The 16,128-nt window shown below is 41.9% G+C and carries 17 protein-coding genes and 2 pseudogenes; 13 read left to right on the forward strand and 6 right to left on the reverse strand.

What is annotated here, in order from left to right; genetic code table 11:
* Positions 1–70: 70 nt before the first annotated feature.
* On the reverse strand, positions 71–1,468 hold the full coding sequence (locus AB3N61_RS06290) for a hypothetical protein (RefSeq protein ID WP_367898775.1): 1,398 nt from the start codon (positions 1,466–1,468) through the stop codon (positions 71–73).
* Between the two features lie 80 nt (positions 1,469–1,548).
* On the opposite strand from AB3N61_RS06290, the gene AB3N61_RS06295 reads away from it, so the two are divergent.
* The 4 genes from AB3N61_RS06295 to AB3N61_RS06310 all read left to right on the forward strand — a co-directional run bounded on the left by AB3N61_RS06295 (position 1,549) and on the right by AB3N61_RS06310 (position 4,236).
* Entirely contained in the window at positions 1,549–2,034 is a 486-nt protein-coding gene (locus AB3N61_RS06295) for a DUF4395 domain-containing protein (protein ID WP_020767881.1), read from the forward strand.
* A gap of 103 nt (positions 2,035–2,137) precedes the next feature.
* A complete protein-coding gene (locus AB3N61_RS06300) occupies positions 2,138–2,479 on the forward strand; it encodes an arsenosugar biosynthesis-associated peroxidase-like protein (protein ID WP_020767978.1) in 342 nt (113 codons plus the stop codon).
* Positions 2,480–2,493: 14 nt separating this feature from the next.
* Positions 2,494–3,537 carry an arsenosugar biosynthesis radical SAM (seleno)protein ArsS gene (arsS, locus tag AB3N61_RS06305; protein WP_367898776.1) on the forward strand — a complete coding sequence of 348 codons (1,044 nt, stop codon included), beginning with the start codon at positions 2,494–2,496 and terminating at the stop codon, positions 3,535–3,537.
* 159 nt (positions 3,538–3,696) lie between these two features.
* Positions 3,697–4,236, forward strand: coding sequence for an LIC20153 family lipoprotein (locus tag AB3N61_RS06310; protein WP_020767914.1), 540 nt, complete (start codon positions 3,697–3,699; stop codon positions 4,234–4,236).
* 38 nt (positions 4,237–4,274) lie between these two features.
* On the opposite strand, the gene AB3N61_RS06315 is transcribed toward AB3N61_RS06310, so the two are convergent.
* Positions 4,275–4,868, reverse strand: coding sequence for a TetR/AcrR family transcriptional regulator (locus tag AB3N61_RS06315; protein ID WP_036088557.1), 594 nt, complete (start codon positions 4,866–4,868; stop codon positions 4,275–4,277).
* A gap of 106 nt (positions 4,869–4,974) precedes the next feature.
* Between AB3N61_RS06315 and AB3N61_RS06320 the strand changes: the two genes are divergently transcribed.
* The 3 genes and pseudogenes from AB3N61_RS06320 to AB3N61_RS06330 form a co-directional block, all read left to right on the forward strand.
* Complete coding sequence (locus AB3N61_RS06320; protein ID WP_367898777.1) at positions 4,975–5,688, forward strand: nitroreductase; 714 nt, start codon at positions 4,975–4,977, stop codon at positions 5,686–5,688.
* A 94-nt stretch (positions 5,689–5,782) separates the two neighbouring features.
* Positions 5,783–5,932: pseudogene (locus tag AB3N61_RS06325) on the forward strand (hypothetical protein); the annotation flags it as partial.
* 90 nt (positions 5,933–6,022) lie between these two features.
* Positions 6,023–6,208 (forward strand): annotated as a pseudogene (locus AB3N61_RS06330) (winged helix-turn-helix domain-containing protein); the annotation flags it as partial.
* A gap of 88 nt (positions 6,209–6,296) precedes the next feature.
* Here the strand turns inward: AB3N61_RS06330 and AB3N61_RS06335 are convergent.
* The 3 genes from AB3N61_RS06335 to AB3N61_RS06345 all read right to left on the reverse strand — a co-directional run bounded on the left by AB3N61_RS06335 (position 6,297) and on the right by AB3N61_RS06345 (position 9,897).
* Positions 6,297–8,456, reverse strand: a complete 2,160-nt coding sequence (locus AB3N61_RS06335; RefSeq protein ID WP_367898778.1) for a cation:proton antiporter — start codon at positions 8,454–8,456, stop codon at positions 6,297–6,299.
* A gap of 77 nt (positions 8,457–8,533) precedes the next feature.
* Positions 8,534–9,394 carry a penicillin-binding transpeptidase domain-containing protein gene (locus AB3N61_RS06340; RefSeq protein WP_367898779.1) on the reverse strand — a complete coding sequence of 287 codons (861 nt, stop codon included), beginning with the start codon at positions 9,392–9,394 and terminating at the stop codon, positions 8,534–8,536.
* The gene (locus tag AB3N61_RS06345; RefSeq protein WP_367898780.1) at positions 9,391–9,897 is read right to left on the reverse strand and encodes a hypothetical protein; all 507 of its coding nucleotides are present in this window, start codon (positions 9,895–9,897) and stop codon (positions 9,391–9,393) included. Before AB3N61_RS06345 ends, AB3N61_RS06340 begins: the two co-directional genes overlap by 4 nt.
* A gap of 192 nt (positions 9,898–10,089) precedes the next feature.
* Between AB3N61_RS06345 and AB3N61_RS06350 the strand changes: the two genes are divergently transcribed.
* The 6 genes from AB3N61_RS06350 to AB3N61_RS06375 all read left to right on the forward strand — a co-directional run bounded on the left by AB3N61_RS06350 (position 10,090) and on the right by AB3N61_RS06375 (position 15,366).
* Positions 10,090–11,241, forward strand: a complete 1,152-nt coding sequence (locus tag AB3N61_RS06350) for a DNA methyltransferase (protein ID WP_367898781.1) — start codon at positions 10,090–10,092, stop codon at positions 11,239–11,241.
* Between the two features lie 212 nt (positions 11,242–11,453).
* The gene (flgG, locus tag AB3N61_RS06355) at positions 11,454–12,251 is read left to right on the forward strand and encodes a flagellar basal-body rod protein FlgG (RefSeq protein WP_020767975.1); all 798 of its coding nucleotides are present in this window, start codon (positions 11,454–11,456) and stop codon (positions 12,249–12,251) included.
* Between the two features lie 5 nt (positions 12,252–12,256).
* Entirely contained in the window at positions 12,257–13,165 is a 909-nt protein-coding gene (gene flgA / locus AB3N61_RS06360; RefSeq protein ID WP_367898782.1) for a flagellar basal body P-ring formation chaperone FlgA, read from the forward strand.
* 1 nt (position 13,166) lies between these two features.
* Positions 13,167–13,832: a flagellar basal body L-ring protein FlgH gene (locus tag AB3N61_RS06365; RefSeq protein WP_020767921.1), complete on the forward strand. Its 666-nt coding sequence runs from the start codon at positions 13,167–13,169 to the stop codon at positions 13,830–13,832.
* Positions 13,829–14,896 (forward strand): flagellar basal body P-ring protein FlgI, encoded by a 1,068-nt coding sequence (locus tag AB3N61_RS06370; RefSeq protein ID WP_367898783.1) that lies wholly within the window; start codon positions 13,829–13,831, stop codon positions 14,894–14,896. The genes AB3N61_RS06365 and AB3N61_RS06370 overlap by 4 nt, the downstream gene beginning before the upstream one ends.
* Entirely contained in the window at positions 14,893–15,366 is a 474-nt protein-coding gene (locus AB3N61_RS06375; RefSeq protein ID WP_367899065.1) for a rod-binding protein, read from the forward strand. Before AB3N61_RS06370 ends, AB3N61_RS06375 begins: the two co-directional genes overlap by 4 nt.
* A 4-nt stretch (positions 15,367–15,370) precedes the next feature.
* Here the strand turns inward: AB3N61_RS06375 and AB3N61_RS06380 are convergent, their stop codons facing one another.
* Positions 15,371–16,003: a TetR/AcrR family transcriptional regulator gene (locus tag AB3N61_RS06380; RefSeq protein WP_367898784.1), complete on the reverse strand. Its 633-nt coding sequence runs from the start codon at positions 16,001–16,003 to the stop codon at positions 15,371–15,373.
* Between the last annotated feature and the right edge of the window lie 125 nt (positions 16,004–16,128).

Consider the following 16,128-nt stretch of genomic DNA (forward strand, 5'->3'; position numbering starts at 1 on the left):
TATATGTGAGAAGTTTCGAAGTATATTTGCCTTCTTCCAAGTTTAAGCAAGAGAAAATTATATTCTTAGATCATTCTGTAAATACTTTTAGAGAGTCTTTTCTCTTGTGTGTTTTCGGATAAAAAGTTTCTAAGAGGAACGTTCCTAATACGAGAGAATGTTCTAAAACTAAGACCCAGTTCCTATCATAAAATGGAGAAGAAGAATACGTGGAATAGGATAAGATCCAGATACCGGAAGCGACCAAAGGCCAGATCGTTTTTGTAAACATGGAAGCCGCTAAGATGGGAAGAAAATACCAAGGATGTACGGTGCTGGAAAACAAATAATAAATTCCGCATAAATGGATCCATACGGTCATAAGAAAAACCGTTTTGTTGTCCGGTTGGATCTTAGAAACTCGAAAAGAATAAAAGCAGATCGCGAAAATGTTTAAGATCCCGAGTATGATCCCGCTAGAATATGGATACCATGTATGCCGGATCAGATTTTTCAGAAGATAATAGATCCCTCCATGAAATTCGAATAATGTAAAATAGACTCCGATCCCTTTTCTCCAATGTTCTTCTAAAAGGTTTCCTCCCGTTTCTGAGAGTAACAACCAAACAAGGAGAGATACGAATAATAGAAAACACATACCAAAAAAGAGCAGAATATTACGAATAGTGGACCTTCTACCCCAATAAAAGAACAAGAAGGGGAGCGCTAATAAGGGGAGGATTTTGGTAAAAATGGAGGTAAGATAGAATATGAACGCACTGAAAGTTTTCCCTTTTTCCCAAAAGAATATTCCTAAAAATAAAAAGAAAAATAAGATCGGTTCCGGGTGACCGTTCCCGATCCCTTCCCAAATTACGAGCGGATGGAGCCAGTACTTTAAAAAATTTCCGGAACCTTCTTCTTTTTTCGATTTGCGAAATATATAAAGAATTCCTAATTCAAAGAAAATTAAAATTGCTTTCCAGACGGAGATCGTCCAGAAAACGGAAAGTCCTCTTTTTAAGAAAAATACAGGAACCAAAAACAGGACTTGTAGAACGGGAGGATAGACGGAATAATACCCGGGAGAATTCATTTTAGAGAGAAGTTCCTTCTCCAAACCTTGGTCTAATCCTAAGTTTACATCGATGGGAAGTTCCGAATAGGGGGACCGGCCTTCCGAGACCAAAAGCCCATCCCACAAAAACCGAAACGTATCTTCCGACAAAAATACCGGGGTGAATAAGAACCAGATCCTGAGTAAGAGCCCGGCCCAGATCCCCAGCTTTTCATTTCCTTTTGAAAAGAATTTTAGAAATACAATATAGAGACTTAGGCTAAAGAAGAAGGTTAGGGAAAGTTGCTGGATATCAGCTCTCCCGAAAAATATAGGAAATAGCGCGATTGGAACTGCCCAAAGGAGTAAAATTGCCGAAGTGCCTACAAAACCACGGCAATTATTTCCATATTCCTTTAGTATATTAATCATTCTGTTCAATATAGCGAAATTTTTATTGAATTTTCCAGGCATCAGGTCTAACTAGACGAAAAGGCATTGGGCAAGAAAGAATGATTCGAATCGGTAATTTTCCAGACACTGTCAATGAATACGCTGCAAGGACCGTTGCGGGTCTAGTTGTCATCTTAGGTTTGGCCACAATAATAACGCAATCGCTTTGGTTAGCGGGAGCGCTATTCTATGGATTTTCCGCTAGAGTATTGTATGGTCCCAAGTTTTCCCCCTTTGCGAAACTTGCCATCCATTGGATCGTACCGTTACTCGGTCTTGGTTCTAAAACAGTGGCAGGTCCCCCTAAAAGATTCGCTCAGTTTGTAGGAGTTCTTTTCAGCGGGACGGCATTTGTTCTATTATTTTTAGGACAAGTATACGCATTCCAAGCTGTACTCGGTGTTCTTGTCATTTTTGCAAGTTTGGAATCCGTATTGGGATTTTGTGCGGGTTGTTTTGTTTTCGGATTTCTGATAAAATGGGGATGGATCCCGCAGGAAGTCTGCGAAAAATGTAATAACCTACAATTCGCCGATAAAAAATAGATCCAATACCTCCGACAATCAGCAAAAGCGTTTTTGTTTTTTAAAGTAATATTATATTCTTCTTTTTGAATGCGAAAATAAATAAAAACGACGGAGGCCTTTCGTGGCTCAAGAAACAACATACTACAAACCGGAAGATCTTAAAAAATTCGGGAATATAGGGGAATTCGGACCCGATCTCGCAAAAAAATTTTTCGATTATTACGGAGCTGTCTTCGCTGACGGGGCTTTATCCGCCAAAGAAAAATCACTGATTGCCCTTGCTGTTTCTCATGTAGTACAATGTCCTTACTGTATAGATGCCTATACAACCGATACTTTGGAAAAAGGAGCCACGGAAGAACAAATGTGGGAAGCCATTCATGTAGGTGCCGCTATCCGAGGTGGAGCAAGTCTCGTTCACAGCGTGCAAGCCCTTAATAAAGTAAAGGAACTCGGAGTATAAGGAGTTTATAAAGTATGAAGTCCCTATTAGCCAGAGGGAGCGAACTTGCTTCTTCCAAAGAACAATTGAAAATTCTTACGGAAGTTTCCGAAAAACTCGCGTTGCCTAGTTTTTCGGACAAGTTAAAAGAAGTGGGACTCTATCCTATGCTCCCGACCGGGGTGAACATACTACAAGTAAACCTGGGAAAGCTTTGCAATCAGACTTGTAGACATTGTCATGTGGATGCAGGTCCGGATCGAAAAGAAATTATGAACAAAGAGACCATGCAGGAGTGTTTGGTTGCCTTGGCGACTCCCGGTGTGAATACTTTGGATATCACAGGTGGGGCTCCGGAGATGAATCCCAATTTCAGATGGTTCGTGGAAGAGGCTTCGAAATTAGGGAAGAAGATCATGATCCGTTGCAATCTTACTATTCTTCTTGCCGGAGAAAAATATAAGGATCTTCCCGAATTTTTTGCAAAACACAGGTTAGAAGTGGTTTCTAGCCTTCCTTATTTCCAAAAAAGAAGAACGGATTCACAAAGAGGAGAAGGGGTATTTGATCGTTCGATTGAAGCATTAAGGAAATTGAATTCTATTGGATATGGAGTTCCCGGTTCAGGACTTGTATTAAATTTAGTTTATAATCCAGTCGGGGCCTTTCTGACAGGCGGACAATCCACCTTAGAGAACGATTTTAAAAAGGAATTAAAGCAAGCCCATGGCGTACAATTCAATTCCTTATTCGCAATTACTAATATGCCTATCAGCCGCTTTTTGGAATCCTTACTAGAAAGCGGAAACATAGACGCATACTTGGAAAAGTTAGTAACTTCCTTTAATCCTGTCGCCGCAACCTCCGTTATGTGCCGCAATACGTTAAGTGTAGGTTGGGATGGAAGCCTGTTCGATTGCGATTTTAACCAAATGTTGGACATGAGGATAGAAGGTAAGGCGGGTAAAATATCCGAATTCAATAAATCCGTATTGGATTCTAGAGAGATCTTATTGCACCAACATTGTTACGGATGTACTGCGGGATCGGGTTCGTCTTGTGGAGGATCTATTGCCTAAGAAAAAAGGAGATAAATTTCCCTTTTTTCTAAATATCAAGCCATAATGACAGATATTTATGTCAATTTCTTGATTTTCTCAAAATATTGAGATTGAAACTCAGACCCGATCTTGGGAAACGAGTATAAGGAACGACTGTTCTGTGGAGACAAGAATCAAATGAAACAAAAAGCGATTTGGTTATTATTGGTGCTTTTACTTTCGGCTTCTTTCGTTGATTGTAAAAAGGACGATGGTGACGACCTGAATAATTTAGCAATATTAAGCGCTCTTAACGGTGGGGGAGACTGTTTGGTGGATTTTCCCGGTAAAGCGGCCATCGCAGTTAATCGTACTCGCGCTGCCAGAGACGGCGGAACCGTCAACGTTACTTGGGGAAGAATTCCATTTGTAAATCACCCAATCGCGATCGTAGAAATTTTGGGAGCTCAAGTAAACGATACAGTTGTTCTGACCGGTGCAAACGTCGTAGAAAACCCACAAGCGGCTGGAGAGGCAACAGTATACGAGGCGGCTGATTGTCCTCTCGCAGAAAGCGCGATTGTTGATGGACTTACTAAGTTTAACAATCCGAACTTTAATGATCCCGCACCGGATACATTTACTTGGACCAATACTGTTGCAGGATCTTATTATTTCCTATTATATATCGTGGGAACCACTGAGATTTCAACTACAGTTAACTTTTCAAGCCCATAAATTCTTTCAGGACCTGGCGGGATTTCCGCCGGGTCTATTTACTTCTTCCCTGAACTTTTAATGATCGCATCCACCATCTCCGGTAAATCGTCTAACGCGGAAATTTTTCCGGTCAGTTTCCAGATCTGCAATACACCTTCATAACAAGCAAAAATCTTACGTGCCAAGGATTGGGTATCCGCATTCTTAGGGATCTGTCCTTTTTTCTGCATTTCTTTTAGATAGATGGATAGAAATTCCACGGTTCTTAGGACTAATTTTTTGACTTCTTCGGAAATAGAAGGAGAAGAAGACGCGATTTGAGCCGCTGTGTTTGCCATAGGGCAGCCTGCGAATTCGCTATTTCTGGTCTGCCTCTTTAGTATATGGGTCCAGGCTTGTATGAAGTCCCGAGCATTCTGCGATCTGGAACGTAATTTTTCCAACAGGATAATTTGTTCTTTTCCGTAAAATTCTATATATGCCTTTCCTAATAGATCCTTAGAGGGGTAATAATCGTAAAAGCTGGCCTTTGCAGTCTGGGATTCTTGGATAATCTGGTTGATCCCGGTATTTCCGTACCCTTGTGTTTGGAAAAGTCTGACTGCGGTTTCCAAAATCCTGTCTTTTACCCCTTTTTCTTTGGTTGACATTATTTTCTTCCTAGGGTGAAATAACAGACAGACTTGTCTGTCCGAGTCCTTCTTCTTCCAGAAAGACCCGAATTTATTAAAATGCAAGTCTAAATCGGAGGTCTATATGTCTTCTTTATCATCAGAAACCGAATCCATCGATATTTCGGGTATTGCTTCCAATGTAGAAGAGGCGGTTTTCACCCGTCATAGTATCCGGGATTATCTTTCCAAGCCTGTGGAGGATTCCGTATTACAGGAATTATTCTCCAAGTCCTTGCGTGCTCCCAGTTGGAAAAACAGCCAACCCTGGAAGGTACATGTGGTAAGCGGTGCGAAACGGGAAAGAATGGCGGAACTATTACAAGAGAGGGCAAAACAGTCCGAAACTCCTGTACCGGATACGATATGGCCTACCGGTTTTCCGGCGGATGCTAAACGAAGGATGTTCGATCTTGGAATGAAGATCTACGGAGCTGCCGGAATTGAAAGAAAGGATAAGGAAGCCAGAGATAAATTCATGCTCCGAAATTTCGAGTTTTTTGGAGCTCCTACAGCCGTATTTATCACAACGGAATTCGAACTCAATTTTTATATCGCTTTGGACATCGGCTGTTTTTTGAATACAGTTATGCTTCTTGCTCGGAGTTACGGACTGGGGACGGTTCCTCAAGCAGCGCTATCCGCCTTTCCGGAAGTAGTCAGAAAAGAATTGGGTTTAGCGGAATCGGAAAAAGTGGTCTGCGGATTGAGCTTAGGATATCCTAAACCGGATTCCGTATTAAATAAATTTCATACACCTAGGGAAGAAGTTTCGGATCTAGTGAAATTTTATAAATAGAATATTTCACAGGCAGAGGCGCTGAGCCTAGGTTTTTTGGGCATACAATTCCGCTCATCCTTTCGAGAATCCGTCCGTCTTTTTTGCTTGGAACCAATGTATCTTGATCCTTCTTATTCCGGGAGCATTACCTTTTACTTATGGAAGACGGGTGGGCTCCTGGAGAGCGGGTCTTTCCATTTTTTTTGGGAATGACTCTTTTGTTCTGCTTAAGTCTTACCGTTTCACTTTGGTTGGAAATTGATTTTCTTGGGAATTGGGAAGGAAAAGAAACAGATTTGGAACGGCACTGAGTGTTTTCTGGGGAATGGTTACTACAGCGGCGTCAAACGGACCCGGAAAGATAGTGACCCAAACTCAGATCTTAAAAGAATTATGGGGTCCGAACCAAATGGCGGAATCCGGTTACTTGCGAGTGTATGTAAACCAGATCCGTAAGAAAATAGAAAGAGATCCGAGTAATCCTGAGATCTTGATCACCGAACCAGGCGTGGGCTACTTTTTAAAAACAAACGGATGATCACAAGTAGCCTTCAAAAAAGAATCGTTGTATTAGAAAATTATAAACTATTTCGTATCTTAACGTTTTTGTTTGAGAATCGTTTTTTTTAATCCTTATAACGCACTAAGAATAATCCGGAGCCGTCCGAAAGTTCCCAATTCCTAAATTCGGTCTCTTCTTCCCAGGTTTCCAGATCGCAGATCACTAAGTCCGCTTCGGAAAGTATTTGGGGATTTTCTCCCTTTAAGATGATGATCTTTTCCTTTTTAAGAAGGTTTCTTTCCTTTTGAGAGAATTGAGGAACTCTACCTCTTGGATCCCAGATGGAAAGTTTGGCGCCGATTTTTTTAGCCATTGAAAGAGAAAAACCTAATAGTTTTACGTCTTTATCGGAGTAAATCGCTAAGATGAAACGATTTAATTCCTTTAATTTTTCCGCTACCAATATCCCTGCATTCGTTTCGGATTCGGAAAGGAGAGTCCTGATCTTCCCTCCCAATACATCGTCGCTGAATAAGGATTTTGCACCTCCTGTCAGGAATATATTATAATTTCCTGATTGGATCGTTTTTAGGATATCTCTTGTGACATTATCAGAAGGTTTATATAATGTTTTTAATTTGATCCCCAATTCTTTAGAAATTTTGAATAGAGGTTCAAAACTCTTTTTTTCGTATTTCTGGGCCGTTTTTCCGGAAATCCAGGAGTCGGGAGTAAGGTGTAGTGCGGTTACTTCTTTAGTCTTGTTCCCGTTTTGGAAAAGGCCGGAAGCGAGTCTAAGCAGATCCACACCTCTGGAATGTAATGCGAACGCAAGTAGTATTCCTTCTTCTCTTTTATCTTTGACAACGGAGAAAATTCTCTCTATTAAATTCAAGCTTGGTCCGGTCATATATGTCGTAACCAATGCCATAAGCACCATCATGGAGAAGATCTGAGAGGACAATATCCCGATATCGTAACCTATATTAAGAACGATCAACTCCATGAGTCCTCTGGTATTCATGAGTGCACCCAAGGACAAAGAATCCTTCCAATTATTTCCGGAGGCTTTTGCCGCGATCGCACTTCCGGCAAATTTCCCTATTATCGCGACTGCAAGAACCATTGTAAAATCCCACCAAAGGTTTCCTTGATTCAAGAGACCGATCTGCGTTCTGATCCCGGTTAATGCGAAGAATAACGGAAGAAAGATCGCAGTACTTAGATCTTCTACCTTTTCCGCTAAAAGTGTCCTAAGTTTGGGTTTGTCCGGCATAACAACCCCGGCCAAGAACGCTCCGAATAATGCGTGTATGCCGATGGATTCCGTGATCCAGGCGGATGCGATCGGGAAAAGAAGAAAGAGCGCCACAGCCATTTTGGTGAACGCTTCTCTGTTTGTGAAGATGCCTCCCGCTCTATGCATGGCCGGTTGAACAATTTTCCACATTATAATAACGTAAATGATCGCAAGAACAATGGTGAATAACGCGGCCAATAATCCGCCTGCCTGCACGAGTGCGATCACAACGGCTAATAAACACCAGGCAGTTAAATCGTCTGAAGCGGCGCAAGTGAGCGCGAGTCCTCCAAGCCTAGTTTTGGTGAGTCCTCTCTCCTGAACGATCCTTGCAAGTACGGGAAATGCAGTGATACTCATTCCGATCCCCATAAATAAGGAAAAGGAGAGAAATGTTACCTCCGGAGGTGCTAGGGTTTTGTAAATAGAAAGTGCTAAGATCGCTCCCATTAAAAAAGGAAGAAGGATGCTCGCATGCGAGATAAGTATAGCGGAGTCCGCTTGGTTTCTGAGGATCTTTAGATCCAACTCCATTCCGACTACGAACATAAAGAATACCAGACCGATCTGGCTTAGAAGTTGCAGAGAACTTAAGGAAACTTTGGGAAATAAAAACTGATACTGTTCGGGGAATAATAATCCGAACAAGGAAGGGCCTAATAGTATTCCCGCAAGTATCTCACCCACTACGAATGGTTGTCTTACGATGACTGCAAGTTTACCCATCACTCGAGTGGCTGCAATTACGACTCCGATTTGTAATAATAAAAGGGGAAGAGGTTCATGAAAACCTTTCCAAAGTTTTGCTCCTGCATTTTTCCAGGTTTGGATCGGATCTTCCGAGGACTCGACCGAGGTGGAAGTATCCGTTTGAATATTTGTGACTTTTCCAATTTCTAATGACTTGCCTTGTTTCGTTACGAAGACAAAGGCCCCGCAAGAAAATATTAACAGGGTGATATAGAAAATCGCGTTTCGTTTCATCCTTAGAATCGGAAGCCCTCGGAATGTTGGAGTTCCTCCATACTATTAAAATGGAAAGAATGAGAAAAGAATAATACTTAGTTGGAAGGGGAGAAATATTTTTCCCAAATCCCTTTTTCCTTTAGATATTCCATGCCGAACTTTGCAGCTTCTAAAGGAGATAAAGTTTCCGATTCACTTTCAATTCTGGATAAGAATAGATAGGATTTTTTCGGTCCCTTCCAAAAGAACCAATACCAAGAGACGGATCTTCCTTGAGCGTATCCGGTCGCGGAATCGGAATAAAAACCTGAATAGTTCCCGAAGTTGCCATCTAATTTATGGGTGCCTGTCGGATTCTTGATCTCTCCTGGATTTCTTTCCAAACCTTCTAATATTGAGTGAAGGTTTTTCTTTCGTACCCCTAGTTCGCCGTTAAATAATTTCCATAAGAATAAGTAGAATTCTTCGGCGGTCCAAGAGTATCCTCCATCCATCCAAAAGTTTCTAGCAGGATCGAATGGGACCGATGTGGGAAGTCCGACAGAATTCAACCAGGTTCTAAGTTTGGAAGTTCCCGTATCCATCCATATCTTTTGAAAATACCAGACTGTGGAATTTTCCAGAGAAGTCCGGAGATTTTGTTCCTTCTGCCATCTGATGTAAGGAAATTTGGTCTTGTCCCAAGGGAAGTATCCATGAGGATCTTTTAATGTTCCAAGCTCCAGCGCCGCCAAAGCGAGTACGGGTTGGAACACATACATAGAAGGAGAACTTTTTTTGCAGTTATCTTCTCCCACTTTCAAAACTGTACCTTCTTCCATTTCAGCAAGGAATAGGCAGACTTTTCTATCGGAAAGATTCAGTTCTTCTTTTTGGAGTGTGGGCGAGTCGGTTCCTGTTTTTACGGAACATGAAAGAAGAAGGACCGCAAAAGAAAAACGTAATATTCGCCTCATAAAAACCAGGCGTAAATCGTAAGATAAGTAACGAATATAAAAAGCGGAATATAAAACATCAGGAAAATTTTTCCGATCTTTCTCCAATCGGTCAAAGTGTATTTACGTACAAATTCGGTCATTTCTCCCCGGTCCATACCGTATAGTTCGCTTGAATCATTCCAACCGAAGATGTTCCCTGCAAGCCTTCCTATCATCTCTTCTTTATGTGCCTGGATGGTTTCCCAGGCTTCTTCCTTTTCTGTAAGGTTAGGGGAGAGAAGTTGCAGAAAAATTTTAGGCACTAGGAATACTCTTCCGATCATTAGGCTTGAGACTCTTGTAAATAATCCCAAGAAGAACATTGCTGAGAAGAGCGGATTTTCTCTCTTTAGCCCGAAAACGATCCCTAAACTTACTACATAAGCTCCGTATCCTATATATATTCCGGCGAGTTCGAATCTTCGATTCGTTTTTTTCTCTTTTAAAAATTCTTCGTACAGTTGAGAGGATACGGTTTTCATTCTCTTATCGATCCGAGCTTGGACTTCCCGAAAAATCCGGATCTGAATGCTACGATTTTTGGATTCGCAAGGGAGACAAGTATTTCTGATCTCACTTCCGCTATTCCTTGTTTATGTCCCGACAGATTTTAAAAAGCAAAACTGAAAATCGCGTCTTCTTCCGAAAATAAGAAAAAAGAAAAGGCGGAGCGGATGAACGGTACCGTTCGAAAAAAAGAAAGAAAGATACTCACCGGGGAATTTTGGACCTCCAAACAAAGGCAATCTCATCCCATCCATTACGTGGTCAGCTACAGAGCCTCGTTCAAACCGGAATTACCCGCCTTCTTCATAGGAAAATATTTGGCGAACCGAAAAGGGATCGTGTTCGATCCTTTTGGTGGAAGAGGGACCACTGCGGTCCAAGCCAATTTAGAAGGTTATGCTGCCATCCATAACGATATCAGTCCTATGTCCTTGTTCTTGGCGAAGTCCAGACAAACTGTTCCTTCTCTAGAAAAACTCGAAAAAGCACTTCATGCTTTGGACCTAAGCGCAAAAGTTAAAGAAGAAAAGGAAGACGAGGGTCTTTTACATTTTTATCATAAAGATACTTTAAAAGAGATCAAGAACCTAAAAAAGATCCTTTCCGATTCGGATTCTCCGGAGTTTCAATATTTGGGTCTAACCGCATTGTCCAGGCTTCATGGGCATAGTAACGGATTTTTTTCAGTGTATAGTTTTCCTCAGATCTCTATTCCTCCTTTGGCTCAAAAAAGAAATAACGAGAAAAGGGGTGTTGTCCCTGATTATAGGGAGATCAAACCTAGGATCCTGCAAAAGATGAGAAGGGATTTGAAAGAGTCTCTTACACCTTTTTATCATGAGTTTTCTTTCCGCAACAGATACACCAATCATTCTTCCTTGGATCTTTTCGGTCTGGAGGAGAATTCTGTGGATCTTGTTGTAACTAGTCCTCCATTTTTAGACAAGGTGAACTATGAAGAGGACAATTGGCTTCGTTATTGGTTCCTAAATATAGAACTGGAGAAGGACCAGAAGCCGAGTATATTCGCAACTCTTGCAGGTTGGTGTGAATTTATCCAAGGAACCTTGGCAGAATTATCCAGAGTTGTTAAACCTGGCGGAACAGTGGTCATGGAAGTGGGGGAAATCAGAAAAGGAAAGACCGTTTTCAACTTAGACGAATACGTCATCAAATGTGCGGAATCCACAGGACTCGTTTGGGAAAATACCTACATCAACGACCAGAAATTCACAAAACTCGCCAATTGTTGGAATGTTTCCAATAACGAAAAGGGCACGAATTCCAATCGTTGTGTTGTTTTCCGTAATCTGAAGTAAGAATTTATTTCGCACGGAGCTCACTGAGAGCACAGAGTTGGCATGTTGGAGTTCCTACGCTAGCAGATCCTCAGTGTTCTTTGTGGCCTCTGTGCGAAACCCCTGTGTCTCTACTTCCGAAAAACCGGTATTTTGTCTCAAAAATACCGAATTCCCCCCTGAGGATTTTTTGGGATTGGCCGATAGATAAAGGGATCGAGGTATAAACTCAAATGATGCGTTCCCTTTGGACAGCCGCGACTGGAATGACCGCCCAGCAATTTCATATCGATACTATTTCAAATAACTTGGCAAACGTGAATACCACCGGTTTTAAAAAGAACCGCGCGGATTTTGAGGACCTCGTTTACCAGCATATGGTTCTGGCAGGAACTCCCGCCACTTCCGTGAGTGAAATTCCCACAGGTGTGAATGTAGGTCATGGGGTGAGAGCCGCCGCTTCTCAGAAATTATTCGAGATCGGTTCGTTCCAGGCGACCGGGAATAAGCTGGATCTTGCGATCACAAGCGAGATGGGATTTTTTAAGATCCAAATGCCTGACGGTAGTTTTGCATTCACTCGTGACGGTTCTTATAAGATAGATTCCAACCAACAAGTAGTTACATCCAACGGTTATTTGTTGGAGCCTCCTCTTATCCTTCCTGAGGGAGCAATTTTAAATACTTTGATGATCTCCGAGCAGGGAGAAGTGACCGTAAAGATCGGTGCGGATATCCGTCCTACTGTGATCGGTCAAGTGGAATTGTATCGTTTTGTGAACCCTGCCGGTTTACAGGCGATCGGTAAAAATTTATTCCAAGAGACTGTCGCTTCCGGCCCGGAAATTCCTGGGACTCCAGGTATGGAAGGTTTCGGAAATGTTCTACAGGGATTTTTGGAAATGTCTAACGTGAAAATCGTGGAAGAGATGGTGAATATGATCGTTGCTCAAAGAGCTTACGAGTCCAACTCCAAAGCGATCCAAACTTCGGACAATATGTTATCTACCGCGATCGGGTTGAAACGTTAATTTATATGAGCTTACGCTTCTTTATCTTATTCTGTGTCTTAACCGGACTTTTTGCCTCCGGTTTAGGGAAGGTCGAAGGTATGGAAGCGGTTTATCTTCGGGGGAAACTTCTTACCTCAAAAAAAGAAGTCCTACTTTCCGAAATCGCTAAACTTCCTGACGGGATGAAAGATCGGGTTGTATTAAAAAATCTGAATGCGCCTGTAGTGATCCGTCCTGAAAATTTGAAGGATGTTTTGGCAGGCATACCTGTTTCCGGAAAAGAAACTCTAATTTTACCTTTGGATTCGGAATTGGATCCGGAGGATCTGGAAGAAAGTCTCAAAAAGGAAGTATCTAAACTTCCTCAAGACAAAGAGGGGGATTTTAAGATCTCCTATTTGAGCGGAGAAAGAACTGTTCCGAGCCAAGGTGTGGAATTGAAATGGGCGGGACTTCCACAAGTGATCCACCCTGGACAGATAGTCGCTTCTTTGGATTTTTATTTCGAAAATAGAAAAGTGCATGCCCAAAGGATCAAATTTAAATTGGAGAGAAGAACAAACGCACTCTTCGCCAAACAAGAGATCCGCAAGGGACAAAAACTCCAGGCAGACGATCTGGAAGAAAGAACCGTCTATATGGAAGAATCTTTTACCGATGGGATTTCCTCCAAAGATATAGGTTCCACCGCGCTTAAAGATCTGCAAATAGGGGAACTTCTCCGCAAAAAACAATTCAGGTTCTTATTCGATGTGCAAAGAGGCGGAGATGTGAATCTTGTTTATACCAAGGGAAATCTGGTCGTAAAATCGAAGACAAAAGCATTAAGTTCCGGTAATATAGGGGAGATTGTGGACGTATTTTCTCATTCCAAAGAAGGAAAAATTTCCGCAAGAGTAGTGGAGAAGGGCATAGTCCTTTTAGAAAATTGATATGATCCGAAGCCTAAAATTTTTACTTCCCGCTTTATTTTTATCCGGAATGATCGCGCTCTTTGCTCAGGATCTTTCTCAATGGCAGGATAAGAATCCTTACTCCAGAAGCCAGAATCTGAGAGTGGGATCCGCTATATTCGTAAAATTGAAAGAAGGTTTTACCGCCGAGTTCGAGATCGAATCCACTGCGGATGAGAATATCACGATCAAGGCAGTTCCCGATAAAAAAGTGATCCCTGATAATCCTGCGTATAATACGGACCGCACGATCGTTCGTAAGAATAAAGGTAAGATCAAGTCACTCGGAAAATTGAAAGGAAATCTAACCGCTGTTGTGACTGCAGTGGATGCGAATACAGGACTTTTGACCTTGCAAGGACAACGTTCCTCTACGTACAATGGGGAACCTTCCCAAGTAATTTTGACCGGAAGACTGTCTCCGGAATTTATTGCGAGAGATAATTCCGTGGATGCGGACCGTATTGCGGATTTGCAGATCCAATTTACCGGTAGGATCGAACCGAAAAATCTACAGCCTCCTATTACTTTAAAGACGATCAATAATCCTGATGGAACGGTGACTGTCAAAGCCGAACTTTCGGAAGAAGAAAAACAAAGATATATTCTGGAACAATTGAACCGTTTATTGGGAGAGTCCAGATGAAAAAAGTAGTTTTACTTTTTATAATATTCTCGGTATCACTTTCCGCGGGCGAAGTCCGTTTGAAAGATTTGGCTAAAATAGAAGGGATCAGAGATAATCAGATAACGGGATACGGGATCGTGGTCGGGCTTCCGGGAACCGGGGATTCTAAAACTCCGATGACCAGCGAGAGTATGAAAAATTACCTCAAGAACCTGGGAGTGGATGCGAATCTAAAGCCGGAACAGACTAAAAACATCGCATCCGTATTAATCACCGCTAATATTCCTTCTTATGCGCGTAAAGGAGATAGGTTGGACGTGACTGTTTCTTCTATCGGAGATGCAAAATCGTTGGAAGGAGGAGTTCTTCTCCAGTCTCCTTTAAAAACAGCGAACGACAAAATTTATGCTGTTGCAAGCGGTGTGATCTCTTTCGGCGGAAAAGAAAATAGCGCCGGAGGTTTAGGAAGAGCTTCTAAAAAAACCGTCGGAATTGTCCACGCAGGTGCAATCGTAGAAACGGAACTCAAAGAAGATTTTTTTTCGAACCAAAGAGTGGTCATTCGTTTGAATAGCCAAGACTTCTCCTTAATGAATAATGTAGTCAATCGTATCAAAGAAACCGTTCCGGAAAAATTCGGACTAAAAGCGGAGTCCATCCAAGCGTTAACGCCGTCCGAGATCGTGATCGAAGTAGGCGCGGGCTTCTCTGCAAAATCACCGGGACTTCTAAACCTTCTATCCGATCTGGAAAACATCACTGTGGAATCTAGTCCAAAAGCAAAAGTAGTCATCAACGAAAGATCCGGTGTTATTGTGATGGGTGGAAATATCAGTATAGACGAGGTGGCAGTTGCCAGATCTGGCCTAAGTCTTTCCGTTGCGGATAAGAACAGAAGACCGACCAGGCTAAGCGGAGAAAAACCTCCTACAAAAGAATCTTTCGTGATAGAGGAGGCTACTCAGGTCTCCGATGTGGTGGAAGCATTGAACAAGGTTGGGGCCTCGACAAGAGACATTATCGCAATTTTAGAAGCATTGAAGGCGGCCGGTGCACTTCATGCGGAATTGGAGATACAATAATGATAGATAAAATCCAAGACTATCGATCTAAATTGGATCTTACCGAAAAACCGGAAGTACAAAGGCTTTTACGTGAAGAGAAGAATATAAAGCCGGGCCAAAGTTTTCCGGACCAATTGAGAGAAGAATTTAATAGTACTCTCTCCGGAAAGGTTTCTTCTTCCGAGGTGAAAATGCCTCATAATATCAAGGAAGAGATTTCCGCAGATCCGTACCGTAAAAAATTATTCGATGCTTCCGTGGAATTCGAATCCATTTTCGTGAAGATGATGTTGAAAGAAATGAAATCCACAGTCCACAAGTCCGGACTCATTGACGGAGGATATGCGGAAGAAATTTTCGAAGATATGCTCTATGACGAGTATTCCAAGAATCTATCTGCGAATTCTTCTTTGGGACTTGCGGAGCAGATCTATCAGTCTTTATCTTCTAATCTTCCGCCGATCTCTAAACTGGATTCGAAAGTATAATCGATCATTCTTCTTTCCAGGCTCTTTCGAACCCTTTGGAAGCAAGTTTTTTCGCGATCTCGATCTTCACTCCGTAACCTCTGAGTACCAGAGTCATCATTTCTCTATCGTGTAATTTATTTTTCGCTCTCCCTTCTAATATGTTCCTGATCCCGTAATGTAAGGATCCCACAAAAAGTCCGAGTGCGGTTTCCGTAGATTCAATGGAGAATTTTCCGGACGTTATTCCTCTCTGTAGATCCCTCAACGGATAACTTAAAAGTATATCGCTCATTCTAGGTGTGACTGCTGCGACGCGGATAAGGGCCCAAGCCCAATTCGAATCCATTCTTGCTTTTTTGAAAAAGTATATTCCCGCTAGCGCCATTCGTTCTGCGGGATCATCCATATCTCCCATGATCGTCTCCACTTCGGAAGCAAGAGATTCTATCAAAGTTAACGAGGAAGCTTCTAAAAGTTCTTCTTTGGTTTTGAAATGATTATAAAAGGTTCCATTTGCAATTTCAGCTTCCGCAATCACATCCGAGATAGAAGCTTCTCCTGCATCTTTTCTTGCAAAAAGTTTGAGAGCGGCTTTCAGGATTTGAAGCCGAGTTCGCTCTCTTTTCGGCAGTAGTTTTTTGGGCGGCGAGGTCATAAGATATCACTTGCGGATCTATAATTTGACACAACCATTTTTGATAAATTTATCAAAAATGGTCATTTCCTTCTTTTTCTTATTTAAAATAATTGACGATTTTATCAATTTTGATTAGTGTTTCA

It is taken from the genome of Leptospira sp. WS58.C1 (genome assembly GCF_040833995.1).
Taxonomy (GTDB): Bacteria; Spirochaetota; Leptospiria; order Leptospirales; family Leptospiraceae; genus Leptospira_B; species Leptospira_B cinconiae.

Bases quoted from the DNA above. Each gene is read 5' to 3' on its own strand.
- AB3N61_RS06290 (WP_367898775.1), bottom strand. From the start codon at position 1,468: ATGATTAATATACTAAAGGAATATGGAAATAATTGCCGTGGTTTTGTA.
- AB3N61_RS06295 (WP_020767881.1), top strand. From the start codon at position 1,549: ATGATTCGAATCGGTAATTTTCCAGACACTGTCAATGAATACGCTGCA.
- arsS (WP_367898776.1), top strand. From the start codon at position 2,494: ATGAAGTCCCTATTAGCCAGAGGGAGCGAACTTGCTTCTTCCAAAGAA.
- AB3N61_RS06310 (WP_020767914.1), top strand. From the start codon at position 3,697: ATGAAACAAAAAGCGATTTGGTTATTATTGGTGCTTTTACTTTCGGCT.
- AB3N61_RS06315 (WP_036088557.1), bottom strand. From the start codon at position 4,868: ATGTCAACCAAAGAAAAAGGGGTAAAAGACAGGATTTTGGAAACCGCA.
- AB3N61_RS06320 (WP_367898777.1), top strand. From the start codon at position 4,975: ATGTCTTCTTTATCATCAGAAACCGAATCCATCGATATTTCGGGTATT.
- AB3N61_RS06335 (WP_367898778.1), bottom strand. From the start codon at position 8,456: ATGAAACGAAACGCGATTTTCTATATCACCCTGTTAATATTTTCTTGC.
- AB3N61_RS06340 (WP_367898779.1), bottom strand. From the start codon at position 9,394: ATGAGGCGAATATTACGTTTTTCTTTTGCGGTCCTTCTTCTTTCATGT.
- AB3N61_RS06345 (WP_367898780.1), bottom strand. From the start codon at position 9,897: ATGAAAACCGTATCCTCTCAACTGTACGAAGAATTTTTAAAAGAGAAA.
- AB3N61_RS06350 (WP_367898781.1), top strand. From the start codon at position 10,090: ATGAACGGTACCGTTCGAAAAAAAGAAAGAAAGATACTCACCGGGGAA.
- flgG (WP_020767975.1), top strand. From the start codon at position 11,454: ATGATGCGTTCCCTTTGGACAGCCGCGACTGGAATGACCGCCCAGCAA.
- flgA (WP_367898782.1), top strand. From the start codon at position 12,257: ATGAGCTTACGCTTCTTTATCTTATTCTGTGTCTTAACCGGACTTTTT.
- AB3N61_RS06365 (WP_020767921.1), top strand. From the start codon at position 13,167: ATGATCCGAAGCCTAAAATTTTTACTTCCCGCTTTATTTTTATCCGGA.
- AB3N61_RS06370 (WP_367898783.1), top strand. From the start codon at position 13,829: ATGAAAAAAGTAGTTTTACTTTTTATAATATTCTCGGTATCACTTTCC.
- AB3N61_RS06380 (WP_367898784.1), bottom strand. From the start codon at position 16,003: ATGACCTCGCCGCCCAAAAAACTACTGCCGAAAAGAGAGCGAACTCGG.